Source organism: Pseudomonas sp. HS-18 (genome assembly GCF_020401845.1).
In the GTDB taxonomy this organism is placed as follows: Bacteria; Pseudomonadota; Gammaproteobacteria; order Pseudomonadales; family Pseudomonadaceae; genus Pseudomonas; species Pseudomonas nitroreducens.
Map to the genome: position 1 here is coordinate 3,801,974 of NZ_CP084413.1, position 12,396 is coordinate 3,814,369.

12 protein-coding genes are annotated in these 12,396 nt (G+C 66.1%); 9 read left to right on the forward strand and 3 right to left on the reverse strand.

The features are described 5' to 3' along the window. The first annotated feature begins 49 nt into the window (after positions 1–49). The 5 genes from LDJ84_RS17600 (at position 50) to LDJ84_RS17620 (ending at position 6,235) form a co-directional block, all read left to right on the forward strand. Entirely contained in the window at positions 50–2,269 is a 2,220-nt protein-coding gene (locus LDJ84_RS17600) for an ATP-binding protein (protein WP_226046598.1), read from the forward strand. An 18-nt stretch (positions 2,270–2,287) separates the two neighbouring features. Beyond that, positions 2,288–2,749 carry a response regulator gene (locus tag LDJ84_RS17605; protein ID WP_024763819.1) on the forward strand — a complete coding sequence of 154 codons (462 nt, stop codon included), beginning with the start codon at positions 2,288–2,290 and terminating at the stop codon, positions 2,747–2,749. A 10-nt stretch (positions 2,750–2,759) separates the two neighbouring features. Then, on the forward strand, positions 2,760–5,144 hold the full coding sequence (locus LDJ84_RS17610) for a response regulator (RefSeq protein WP_024763818.1): 2,385 nt from the start codon (positions 2,760–2,762) through the stop codon (positions 5,142–5,144). An 81-nt stretch (positions 5,145–5,225) separates the two neighbouring features. Further along, complete coding sequence (locus LDJ84_RS17615; RefSeq protein WP_037009000.1) at positions 5,226–5,924, forward strand: AzlC family ABC transporter permease; 699 nt, start codon at positions 5,226–5,228, stop codon at positions 5,922–5,924. Continuing rightward, positions 5,921–6,235 carry an AzlD domain-containing protein gene (locus LDJ84_RS17620; RefSeq protein WP_024763816.1) on the forward strand — a complete coding sequence of 105 codons (315 nt, stop codon included), beginning with the start codon at positions 5,921–5,923 and terminating at the stop codon, positions 6,233–6,235. Before LDJ84_RS17615 ends, LDJ84_RS17620 begins: the two co-directional genes overlap by 4 nt. Positions 6,236–6,248: 13 nt before the next feature. On the opposite strand, the gene LDJ84_RS17625 is transcribed toward LDJ84_RS17620, so the two are convergent. Next, positions 6,249–6,893: a TetR/AcrR family transcriptional regulator gene (locus LDJ84_RS17625; RefSeq protein ID WP_226045135.1), complete on the reverse strand. Its 645-nt coding sequence runs from the start codon at positions 6,891–6,893 to the stop codon at positions 6,249–6,251. 116 nt (positions 6,894–7,009) lie between these two features. Between LDJ84_RS17625 and LDJ84_RS17630 the strand changes: the two genes are divergently transcribed. Further along, positions 7,010–7,345, forward strand: coding sequence for a hypothetical protein (locus LDJ84_RS17630; RefSeq protein ID WP_037008997.1), 336 nt, complete (start codon positions 7,010–7,012; stop codon positions 7,343–7,345). Positions 7,346–7,810: 465 nt separating this feature from the next. On the opposite strand, the gene LDJ84_RS17635 is transcribed toward LDJ84_RS17630, so the two are convergent. After that, positions 7,811–7,975: a hypothetical protein gene (locus LDJ84_RS17635; protein WP_159457336.1), complete on the reverse strand. Its 165-nt coding sequence runs from the start codon at positions 7,973–7,975 to the stop codon at positions 7,811–7,813. Positions 7,976–8,056: 81 nt separating this feature from the next. Here LDJ84_RS17635 and LDJ84_RS17640 point away from each other — a divergent pair, with 81 nt between their 5' ends. From LDJ84_RS17640 to LDJ84_RS17650, 3 genes are all read left to right on the forward strand, one after another. After that, positions 8,057–8,272, forward strand: a complete 216-nt coding sequence (locus LDJ84_RS17640) for a hypothetical protein (RefSeq protein ID WP_226045136.1) — start codon at positions 8,057–8,059, stop codon at positions 8,270–8,272. Positions 8,273–8,662: 390 nt separating this feature from the next. Then, a complete protein-coding gene (locus LDJ84_RS17645; protein WP_196913371.1) occupies positions 8,663–10,168 on the forward strand; it encodes an APC family permease in 1,506 nt (501 codons plus the stop codon). A gap of 117 nt (positions 10,169–10,285) precedes the next feature. Continuing rightward, entirely contained in the window at positions 10,286–11,467 is a 1,182-nt protein-coding gene (locus LDJ84_RS17650) for an iron-containing alcohol dehydrogenase (protein ID WP_226045137.1), read from the forward strand. A gap of 3 nt (positions 11,468–11,470) precedes the next feature. Here the strand turns inward: LDJ84_RS17650 and LDJ84_RS17655 are convergent, their stop codons facing one another. Next, complete coding sequence (locus LDJ84_RS17655) at positions 11,471–12,370, reverse strand: LysR family transcriptional regulator (RefSeq protein WP_037008992.1); 900 nt, start codon at positions 12,368–12,370, stop codon at positions 11,471–11,473. Positions 12,371–12,396 lie beyond the last annotated feature (26 nt).

Below are 12,396 nucleotides of genomic sequence, written 5' to 3' on the forward strand. Positions count from 1 at the left end.
ACGGAGTGCCTAAACCTTGCCCGCCGCAGAGACCGCCCTCGAACAAGCCATGGAGCGCTGCGCCCAGGAGCCGATCCAACTGCCCGGCAGCATCCAGCCGCAGGGATTCCTGCTGGTACTGGATGAATCCGACCTGCGTATCCTCCAGGCCAGCGAGAACGCCCAGCGCTGGCTCGGCCTGCCCGCCAGTGACTTGCTGGGCCGCGACTTCGCCGCACTGCTGGCCGATGACTTCGACCTGCGCGAACACCTCAAGCGCCTGCCCGACAGCGAAATATTCCCTTTCCACATCGGCGACGTCAGGCTGCGACACAGCCCAGGCGCCGGTGAGCCCACCTCGGTGATGGTGCACCGCCACGATCAGGTCCTGATTGCCGAATTCGCGCCGCACCAGGAGCGTCCCGGGAACCCGTCCAACGTCGATTTCTATCCATTGGTGCGCGCCTTCGTGGCCGGCCTGCACAACGCCAACAGCATCGATGAGCTGTTGCAACGCTCGGTGCAGGAGGTCAAGCGCATTACCGGGTTCGGCCGGGTCAAGGCCTACCGCTTCGATGCGGAAGGCAATGGGCTGGTCATCGCCGAGGCGGCCGACCCCGGCTATCCGCAGTACCTGGGATTGTGCTTCCCGGCCTCCGACATCCCCCGCCAGGCCCGTGAGCTGTACCGGGTCAACCGCATCCGGGTCATCGAAGACGCCAACTACCAGGCTTCGCCACTTGTACCGGTCGACAATCCCCGCACCGGGCGCCCGCTGGACATGAGTTTCGCCGCCCTGCGCAGCGTCTCGCCCGTGCACCTTCAGTACATGCGCAACATGGGCACGCTGGCTTCCATGTCGCTCTCCATCGTCGTCGATGGCCGACTCTGGGGGCTGATTTCCTGCCACCACCGCGAGCCGCGCGCCGTCGGTTTCCAGACACGCACCGCCTGCGAGTTGCTCAGCAGCGTGCTGTCGTTGCAGATCGAGTCCCGCGAATCCCATTCAAATACCCGCCGATTGCTCGATCTGCGCCAACGCATCGTGCAGATGCTTTCCGCAATGGCCGACCACGACAGCATCAGCGGCGGCCTGCTGGAGTTGCCCGCAGTAATGCTGGAGTTCGCCGCGGCCACCGGCGCAGCGATCGTGTCCGCCGAGCGGATCGATCTGCTTGGCGTCACCCCGCCAGCCGCGCAGGTCAACGCGCTGATTCACTGGCTGGCCAAGCGTGGCGGCGAGGTGGTGTTCCAGACCGACAACGTGAAGCGCGACATCGACGAACTGCCTGAACTCGCCCAGCATGCCGGCGGCGTGCTGGCCGTGGCAATTTCACAGATTCACTCGCACTACCTGGTCTGGTTCCGCCCGGAACAAGCGCGCACGGTAAATTGGGCCGGACGCCCGGCGAAGGAGATCGACGCCCAGGGCCAGTTGAATCCACGCCATAGTTTCGAGCGCTGGCGCGAGGAAGTACGCGGTTTCTCCGCCCCCTGGGAGCCGCTGATCGTCGAAGCGGTGGTGGAGCTTCGTACCTCGGTACTGGGCATCGTGCTGCGCAAGGCCGAAGAACTGGCCCAACTGGCGGGGGAACTGCGCCGCTCCAACAAGGAGCTGGAAGCCTTCTCCTACAGCGTTTCCCATGACCTGCGCGCGCCGCTGCGGCACATTGCCGGCTACGCCGAGCTGCTGGGCGAAATCGAGGCAGAGGCGCTGAGCGAGCGCGGCCGTCGCTTCCTCCAGCACATCGAGGATGCCGCGCGCTTCGCTGGCACCCTGGTGGACAACCTGCTGAGTTTTTCGCAGATGGGCCGCTCGGCGCTCCGCCTGTCCGAGGTGGACCTCAACGCGCTGGTAGAAACCATCCGCACGGAAATGGAGCCCGACTACGTCGGCCGCCAGATCGACTGGAAGCTGGAGACGCTGCCGAAACTGATCGGTGATCCGGCGTTCATCAATCTTGCGCTGCGCAACCTGATCGCCAACGCCATCAAGTACACCCGCGGCCGCGAGCCGGCCCGCATCGAAATCGGCGCGAAACAGACGCGGGACGAAACCGAGATTTTCATCCGTGACAACGGTGTGGGCTTCGATATGGCTTACGCCAACAAGCTGTTCGGAGTGTTCCAGCGCCTGCACCGCATGGAAGAATTCGAAGGCACCGGCATCGGCCTGGCCAGCGTGAGGCGCATTATCGAGCGCCACGACGGCCGCGTCTGGGCCGAAGGAGTTATCAACCAGGGCGCGACATTCCACTTCGCCCTGCCCCGCCACCCACAGCCCCACTGAAGGAAAGCCATACGTATCATGCTCAAACCCATTCTCTTGGTGGAAGATAATCCCAGGGACCTGGAGCTGACGCTGGTTGCGCTGGAACGCAGCCAACTGGCCAACGAAGTCATCGTCATGCGCGATGGCGCCGACGCGTTGGACTACCTGCTGCGACGAGGAGCCCACGCCGAGCGTGCCGATGGCAATCCAGCGGTGCTGCTGCTGGACCTCAAGCTGCCCAAGGTGGACGGCCTGGAAGTGCTCAAGGTGGTGCGCGACACCCCCGAGCTGCGCAGTATCCCCACGGTGATGCTGACCTCCTCGCGGGAGGAGCCGGACCTGCAACGTGCCTACGAATTGGGCGTCAACGCCTACGTGGTGAAGCCGGTGGAGTTCAAGGAATTCGTCACCGCAATTTCCGATCTGGGGATTTTCTGGGCCGTTCTCAATGAACCTCCGCCCGGATCGTTGCGTCTGAATCGTAGACGCAACCCGTGACGGAGCGGTGATGTCCGAAGTTCCGCTGAAACTGCTGGTCGTCGAAGACAGCGCCATGGATGCCGAGCTGACCCTGCTACGCCTGGAGCGCAGCGGCATGAAGATCGACGCTCGGCATGTCTTCGATCACAACGGAGTCGAACATGCCCTGCACGAGGGCAGCTTCGACCTGATTCTCTGCGACTGTGTGCTGCCCGGTTCCTCCGGCACCCACGTGCTGGCCATCGCCCAGCGCCTGGTGCCTGATACCCCGTTCATTTTCCTCTCGGGCATCTATGGTGAGGAACACGCGGTGGAGATGATCCGCCTCGGCGCCACCGACTACGTGCTGAAGAAGAACCTATCGCTGCTGCCCAAGGCAGTGCGCCGCGCCCTCACCGAAGTCCAGGAGCGACAGCGTCGACGTCGCGCCGAAGAGGCGTTGGCGGACGTCGAGGCGCGCGCGCGCATCGCCATCGACGCCGCCGGCATGGGCACCTGGGACCTGCGTCCGGAGGACGGCCTGCTGCTCTGGGACGAACGCTGCAAGACGCTGTTCGGCCTGCTGCCGGACACCGAAATGACCATGGATGTGTTCTACAACGGCATCCATCCCGAAGATGTGGAGCGGGTGCGCGAAGGCGTCGAGCGCGCCATGGACCCGCGGGGTAATGGTCGCTACCGCGTGGAATTCCGCATCGAACAGCCCGACGGGCTGGAACCGCGCTGGCTGCTGAGCAATGGGCAGGCGCGATTCGTCGATGACCGCTGTGTTCGTTTCTCCGGCGTGCTGCAGGACATCCACCAGCAACGCAAGGCTACCCAGGCCCTGGAACAGCTCAACGAAATGCTTGGCGAACGAGTCGAGCGCCGCACCCGCGAGCGCGACCGATCATGGGATCTTTCCCAGGACCTGCTCGCCGTGCTCAACAGCGACCTCACCCCAGTCGCCCTGAACCCGGCCTGGGAACACACCCTGGGCTTCCAGCGCCAGATGCTCTCGCGCATGTCGCTGTTGCAGCTGCTGCCCGAGCAGGACCAGGACGCCTTCCTCACCGAGTTGGCCGCCCTCGCCCACGGTGGTACCAGCGCGCGCTTCGATGGCCGCATACGCCACGCCAGCGGCAAGCAGCGCTGGCTTTCCTGGGTGGTGGTACCCGAAGACACCCTGCTTTACGTGGTCGCCCGCGACATTACCAGCGAGCGCGAGGCTGCGCTGGATCTGGCCGAAGCCAATGCCCGGCTGCGCGAGCAGATCGCCGAGCGCGAACGAATCGAGGCGGCGCTGCAGCAGATGCAACGGCTGGAGGCGGTAGGCCAGCTCACCGCCGGTGTCGCCCACGACTTCAACAACCTGCTGACGGTGATCCTCAGCGGCTCCACCTTCCTCGAGCGCGACCTGGCGAAGGGCGATTACGAAAAGGCCGGCAAACGCTTGCAGCACATCCGCGAGGCCGGCGAGCGCGGCGCCAAGCTGACCGCGCAGATGCTCGCCTTCTCCCGCCGGCAGCGTCTGGAGCCAGTGCCGCTGAACCTCAACGATACCCTGAGCGGCCTGGAAGAGCTGCTGGCCCGCTCCCTGGGCGGCAATATCTCGGTGCGCCTGGAACTCACCGATGGCCTGTGGCAGGCGCTGACCGATCCGACCCAGACAGAGATGATCATCCTCAACCTGGCGATCAACGCCCGCGACGCCATGCCGGCCGGCGGCCAGTTGATCCTTTCCGCTCACAACATGCACATCAGCCACAGACCCAGCCGCCCGGAGCATCCCGAACCGGGGGACTACGTGGTGTTGTCAATCCGCGACACCGGCTGCGGCATGGACGAGGAAGTGCTGGGCAAAGTGTTCGAACCCTTCTTCACCACCAAGGACATCGGCAAGGGTTCGGGACTGGGGCTGGCGCAGGTGTTCGGCTTCGCCAAGCAGTCCGGCGGCGGTGTGCACATCGACAGCGAGCCGGGGCGCGGAACCCAGGTGAACGTCTACCTGCCGGCCGTGGAACGTGCGCAAGCGGCTGACGACAGCGTGCGTGACCCCAGCGGCGACCTCACCGATAGCGGCCACGACCGCAATATCCTACTGGTGGACGACGACGACCTGGTGCGCGAACTGCTCGGCGACGCCCTGCGCCTCTACGGCTACCGGGTGCGTCAGGCCAACAGCGGGCAGCAGGCTCTGGAGATGCTCGACGAACACGTCGACCTGCTGCTCACCGACTTCGCCATGCCCGAACTCAACGGTGCGCAGATGGCGAAGATTGCCCGCGAGCGTTTCCCCTACCTGCCGGTGGTGTTTCTCACCGGCTACGCCGAACTGCAAGGGCTGGAGCTGCCCGGCAGCCTGGTGATTCAGAAGCCGGTACATCACGAGGAGCTGGCCCGGTCCCTTGGCGAACTGCTGGGCATCGGCTGAATTCGACAGCAAGATTGTTCAAGCCACGCACCAGGCTTCTCTGCGACGCTGACGGCACTTATCGGCCTGCAAGAAACGCTCATGTCCCAAGATCAGCTTCCTTCACGTGCCTTCCTCAAGGGCGCCATCGACATCATGCCGCTGTCGCTCGCGGTCCTGCCCTGGGGGCTGCTCGCCGGCTCCCTGGCCATCGACGCCGGGCTTTCGCCACTGCATGGCCAGGGCCTGTCCGCCATCGTCTTCGCCGGTGCTGCGCAACTGGTGGCCATCGGCATGCTCAAGGGCGGCGCCGGGTTCTTCTCGATCATGATCACCACCCTGCTGCTGACCTCGCAGCACCTGCTCTACGGAATGACCCTGCGCCCGGTGCTCTCCGGCCTGCCGGGACGCTGGCGCGCCGGCCTGGGCTTCCTGCTCACCGATGAATTCTTCGCCCTCACCAGCGGCCACGACCGCCAGACCTTCAACCGCTGGTACGCCCTGGGCGTGGGGCTGACGTTCTACATCGCCTGGAACCTCTTCACCCTCGCCGGCGTGCTGGTGGGCACCAGCATTCCCGGTCTGGAACACCTGGGCCTGGACTTCTCCATCGCCGCCACCTTTGTCGCGCTGATCGCGCCGGTGGTGAAGAACATCCCCACCCTGGTCTGCGTCGCCGTCTCGCTGTTCTGTTCGGTGCTGTTCAGCTACTGGCAGGTCGGCTCGGCACTGGTGCTTTCCGGGCTGGCGGGCATGTTCGCCGGCTTTGTCTGCCAGAAACTCTCGGGGGGGCGCGCATGATGGTCTGGGCAGTGATTTTCGGCATGGGCCTGATCGTGTTCTTCAACCGCTACGTATTCCTCGAACCGCGCCTGCCGATCCGCCTGAGCAGCAACGTGCGGCAGTTCCTCGGCTTCGCCGTGCCGGGCATGCTCACTGCGATCTGCGGGCCGATCGTGTTCCTGCCCGAACATCAGTTGAACCTGCGCCTGGACAACCCCTACCTGCTCGGCGCCGTGGTCGCCGTGGCGCTGGTGCTGTGGACGCGCAACGTGCTGCTCAGCGTGATCCTCAGCATGGGCGCGTTCTACCTGCTGCGCTGGTGGCTGTGACCGACGCCGGGCTTCAGCCCGCCGCGCCCCGCCCGTAGTACGCCAGCACCAACTGCACCAGCGCTTCCTCGATGCCCTCCCGCCGTCCAGGGATCAGGGCGCCGGGGTCGTCCAGCAGGGCACGCAGGACACCGCCCACGGCATGGGCGAGGACGAACACCTCGGCCTCGTCGAGCTTGCGCAGTTGCTGGTTGTGGTCGACCAGGCCATGGGTCACCAGGTGGGTCATGACGCTGCCGCGCAAGGCGGGCAGCGGGCTGCCGCCGCCGCGCGTCATCAGGTAGTGCATCAGCGCCTTGTGCGCGCCGGTGCGCCCGCCATAGGCGCTGACGGCGGCGTGAATCACTGCGCGGATGCGCTCGCCGGGCGCCTCCGGCGGGCGGCCGGTGAGCGCGCCCATGATGCCGGTAGCCAACGCTGCCAGTTCGCGCCGGGCCAGCTCGTCGAGGATCCGCTCCTTGTTGGGGAAGTACTGGTAGAGCGAGCCGACGCTGACCCCCGCCAACTCCGCCACATGGTTGGTGGTGAACCCCTCCAGGCCGCGGCGCTCCAGGATGCGCCGCGACGCCTCCAATATGAGCTCGACCTTCTCCAGCGCCCGCGCCTGCCGCGGCAGGCGGCGGTTATCTGGATGATTTTCCGCTGTTTTTCGGTTCACCTGGGGCCACCGGGAAAGCGAGTACAGCAAGCGTCGCGTCCTAACTATCATGGCAGCCACATCGAGGCCGGCAAGTCGAGCGGATGAACCGCAGCGGCCGGCGCAGGAGACCCGCCATGAGCCACAAGAGCCACACCGCCCCGCTGGACGACGACATCTGCGTGCACATCTTCGCCGCGTCCGGCGCCATGGTCGGCGTGTGCCTGACAGTGGTGGGCATCCTGCGCATCATCGTCGGCCAGCACCGCGTCGACCTGATCGGCCAGGACATGCTCGCGCTGAACACGGTGATCTACCTGGCGACCACCCTCACCGCCTATTTCGGCCTGCGGACCCGCAAGCTGCAGCGCAATCACCGTCTGGAACGCGTCGCCGACACCCTGTTCCTGGTAGGCCTGAGCATCACCACCCTGACCACCGCCTTCATCGCCTGCGCCATGTCCTGCTGCTGAAACGCCGCTTGAATTCCGGCATCGCTATTTTGAAACAGGTATTGCGATCAGCCTGCCGTTCAGAAGAAAGGACATACAAACCGCCAGGTACGCCAAGCAAGCCATCGCCGCGCCGAGGCTGACCGAACCGGAGATGGCCGCCTGCTAGGCGGCGACAACCCTGTTCGAGCGCACCGAGGCGCGCTGGTGGGTTTCCGCCAGGGCGGGAAGGAAATCACCGGCACTGCCGTGCTTGGCCACCAGCGGCAAGACCCACCACCCCATCGTCCAGTACAGCGGAGCGGATGCCGGCCGGGTCCCGGGACCGCCTTCGAAATCGCCCCGCAGGCGCTGCTGGCGGCACACGCATACGCGGTATGGAACTGCCAGCGGGTCAGCGTGCAATTACCCGTCCGACCTCCAGGCGTAGGTCCACATCAAGGCCCGGGGCGAGCCGCCATTTATCAGCCTGCCTGCATGGACTCATTAGCAGAACTTCAGTGTCGACCAGTTCATGACCCACGGCGGAGTTTCCGCGACCAAGCCCGAGGCCAGGTGGATCAAGGGTTTGATGCCAGTTCCCGCCTCGGCGGAAATTGGCATCAAACCCGTCCCTCGAGCGATTCGATCATTCATACCAGTTTTCTTCATGGGTCCCTCCTGCGGCTGCTCACTAGACTGTGGTCACTCGCGAGCATCACCCCACTGCACCTCCTTACCGAGAACATTCCAATGAAACTGCTCACTGCCAGTACCCTGACCCTTGCCGCCCTGCTCGCCAGCCAGGCGTCCATGGCCGAAGAATCCGCCCTGATGACCAACCGTCTGACCCAGGCCAACTACCAGGCTCTGCAGGCCACGCACGACAAGACCGACTCCGGACAGCAGACCGCTCAGAACGCCCAGCCGGGCGTCGAGAAAAAGGCCGAGCAGGACAAGCACTGCTGATACCGCTTCACACCGGGAGCGCGCTGTCGCTCCCGGTTCCCGCGCCCCACTCCCTCTGCATCCCACCCTGCCTGTCCCTTATGCCGCCCTGCGGGAATGCGCCGTGCGCGCGATTGCGGCCCACCACCCTCCTGGAGAAGCGACCCGCTCCTACCGGTATACTTCGCACAAAACATCAGCAACAGCTGATGTCAGTGCAATCAAATATGAATTTTTCCTGATGCGGCAGCGCCCTACTCTGGCCACGCGCTGCACTGACAGCGCCAGCTACTCAGCCGTCCTTTAGAGACGCGGGTTCTCGATAACAACTCCAACTGCCCCGAGGATCTCCCATGCGCCCCGTCATGCCTGGCCGTGAATCCCCCTATTCCCTGAACCCCGGAGGCCGGCATGTCTGACCTTCGCAGCCCTGCCGTCGCTACCAGCAACGGCGACGAAAGCCTGCTCGCCAGCCACGGCTACCGCCAGGAGCTGGACCGCGGGTTGAACCTGTGGTCGTCGTTCTCCGTCGGTTTCGCCACCATTTCCCCGGTCGTCGGCATCTACTCGGTGATGTCGCTGGGCGCCATGAGCGTCGGGCCGTCCTGGGTATGGGTCGTGCCCCTGTGCCTGCTCCTGCAACTGACCGTGGCACTGGTGTACGCCGAGCTGTCCTCGCAGTTCCCGCTGGCTGGCGGCTGCTACCAGTGGGTGCGGCGACTGATCGGCGACCGCGCGGCCTGGTTCACCGGCTTCCTCTACCTCGCCTCCGCCCTCGCCTCGCTGACCACCGTCGCCTACCTGGGCGGCTTCTGGCTCGGCCTGCTGGTGACCGGCGAACCGCCGTCCGGCAATGCGCAGGTACTCTGCGGCGCGGCGTTGCTGGCCCTTGGGTTGGCGGTCAACCTGCTGGGCATCAACCCGCTGAAGTACTTCGTCAACGCCGGCATCTTCGCCGAGGCCATCGCCTCCATCGGCATCGGCGTGCTGTTGCTGCTGTTCTTCCGCAACCACTCCTTCGAGATGCTGTTCAGCAGCCTCAATGCCCTGGAAGTCTCCGGCGGCACCTACTGGAGCGGCTTCCTGACAGCACTGGCGGTGGGCGGCTGGGCCTTCCTCGGCTTCGACGCCTGCTCGCAGATTTCCGAGGAAACCACCGACGCCCGCGTCTCCACGCCCCGCGCCATCCTGCGTTCGATGCTGGTGGTCGGGCTGACGGTGATGCTCACCGCCTTCGCCGTCACCCTGTCGTACAAGGACCCGGCCGCCGTGGTCAGCGGCCAGGTCATCGACCCGGTAACCCCGGCGGTGGTGGACGCTTTCGGTGCCTGGGCCGAGCGGCCGTTCGTGGCCATCGTGCTGGTCGCCTTCGTCGCCTGCGTGGTCTCGGTGCAGACCTACATCGGCCGCGCCATCTTCGGCATGGCCCGCGATGAAATCCTTCCCGGTTCCGCCCTGCTGCGCCGCGTCGACAAGCGCAAGGTACCGATGGCCGCGATGGTCTGCAGCACCCTGCTGGCAAGCCTGGGCCTGGCCCTGGGGCTGAACGCCACGGCGGTCGGCACACTGATCGCCTTCGGCAGCGGCGGCTTCTTCTTCGTCTTCCTGATCGTCGCCGCCAGCGCGCTGTATGCACGCCTGACCGGACGCTGGAACCCGGACAAGGGCGCACTGAAACTCGGCCGCAAGGGCCTGCTGGTCAACGTCATCGCCGTGGTCTGGCTGGTGTTCGAGGCGATCAACGTGGCCTGGCCGCGGGAGATGCTCGCCCCGCCCGGCGCGCCCTGGTTCCAGGTCTGGGCGGTGGTCGTGGTGTTCTCCGCCCTCGCCCTGTTCGGCCTGGCCTACCTGTTCATCGCCAAGCCGCACCGCCGCATCGCCACCAGCCTGAGCTTCGCCGGCCGCGCCGTCGGCTGAGCGCTCACCTGAACGCCTGGCGCCGGGCCTGTCCGGCGCCCTGTTTCCCACTTCCTCCCGCCGCTGGCTTTGCACGAGCCGGCGCGGGCAGGCCATGCCTGAAATCCGGAGCTTGTCATGTCCACCCTGAACTACTGGAACTACCCCACGGAAATCCTCTGCGGCGTCGGCGCCCTCGATCAACTGGCCGAGCGCTGCCGCTTGGCCGGCATGCTCAAGCCGCTGCTGGTCACCGACCCCGGCATGCTCGAACTGCCGCCGCTGCACGAAGTGCGGCGCCGCCTGGAAGCGGCCGGCATCGACTACGCGCTGTTCCACGGTTTCTCCAGCAACCCCGCGCTGGAAGAAGTCAGCGCCGGCGCCGGCGTTCTGGCCGAAGGCGGCCACGATTCGCTGATCGCCCTGGGCGGCGGCAGCGCGCTGGACGCAGCCAAGGGTATCGCCCTGCTCAGCCGCGATACGAACGGCCTGCACAACTTCGAATGGTCGCAACTGATCGAGCGCTACCCGACCCTGGGCGACCACCCCGCCCTCGACCTGCCGCCGCTGATCGCCATTCCCACTACCGCCGGCACCGGCTCCGAACTGGGCCGCGAGGCCGTGCTGACCGATACCGCGCGCGGCATCAAGATAGTCGTCGGCCACCGCGAACTGCTGGCCCGCTCGGTGATTCTCGACCCGGTACTGACCGTCGGCCTGCCGAAGTCGCTCACCGCCGCCACCGGCATGGACGCCCTGACCCATCACCTGGAGTCGCTGTTCTCGCCGCTCTACCACCCGATGTCCGCCGGCGTAGCCATCGAAGGCGTGCGCCTGGTGAAGGAAAACCTGCAACGCGCCGTGCGCAACGGCACCGACCTCGCCGCGCGCGAAGGCATGCTGGTGGCTTCGGCCAGTGCGGCAGTGGCCTTCCAGAAGGGACTCGGCGGCGTGCACGCGCTGGCCCACCCACTGGGCGCCAAGCACCACAAGCACCACGGCCTGCTCAACGCCGTGCTGCTGCCGTACCTGCTGGTGGCCAACCGCCCGGCCATCGAAGCCGACGCCACGCGTCTGGCGCACTACCTGGAACTGCCGGAAGCGAGCTTCGACGGCCTGCTGGGCTGGGTGCTGGAACTGCGTTCGGCGGTGGGCATTCCGCATACGCTCAGGGAACTGGGCCTGGACGGCGAGGACGCGCTCTGGATCGGCGAACAGGCGGTGGCGGATATCTCCTCCTCCGACACCAACGCCCTGCCGCTGCAGGCCGAGGACTACTCGCGCATCTACCTCAACGCGGTCAACGGCGTGCTCGCCTGAGGGCTAGCCGAGGCCGTGCACGCTCAGCAGGTCCTCGATGAAGGCACGGGCGGCCTCGCTGCGCGGCCGCCCGGCGTAGGTGATCATGCTGTGCGTCACCTCGTAGCAGAGCTGCTCCGGCAGCAGCGGCTTCATCCGCCCGCGCTCGACCCAGATGTTCGCGTAGTGGGTCGGCAGGTAGCCCAGGTGCGTGCCGGCCAGCACCGAATGCGCCACCGCCTCCATGTGATGCGCGGTGGCGCTGCTGCGTTCGGGGCGGAACGGCAATTCCTGGTCCGCCGGCAGGAAGCCATGGCGCACCCAGTTGTACTCGGCGATCTGCTCCAGTGTCGGCTCGTGCGCCGCGAACAGCGGGTGGCGCTCGCCGCAGAACACGCCGATCTCTTCCGTGTACAGCGGCAGGTAATCCAGGGTCGGGCGCGCGCGGCTGAAGTAGGAAATCGCCAGGTCCAGCTGGCCGTCGATCACCGCCAGCTCCAACTCGGTGGGCGAATTCACGTAGAGGTTCAGCTGCACGTCCTGCTCGCGACCGTGGAAGGCCGCCAGGGTCTCGTCGAAGCGCGCCTGCGGCAGGGTCGTGACGTTGTCCGCCAGCCCCAGGTACAGCTCGCCCACCAGCTTGCCCGAGAGCGCCTGCGCCTGGTCGCGGAACAGGCCGATGGCATCGAACATCGCCTGGGACGCTTCGAGAATCCGCTGCCCTTTCGCGGTCAGGCGGAAGCCGCCCTTGCCGCGTTCGCACAGCCGATAGCCCAGGCGCTTCTCCAGGCTGCCGATGTGCATGCTGATGTTCGACTGGCTCATGTTCAGCTCGGCCTGCGCCGCGGTGAAGCCGCCGCACCTCACCACGGAGGCGAAGATGCGCAGCAGGCGCAGATCGAGGTCGGTGAAATTCCTGAGCATGGGCAGCGTCCGTCGCTGGGCGGGCG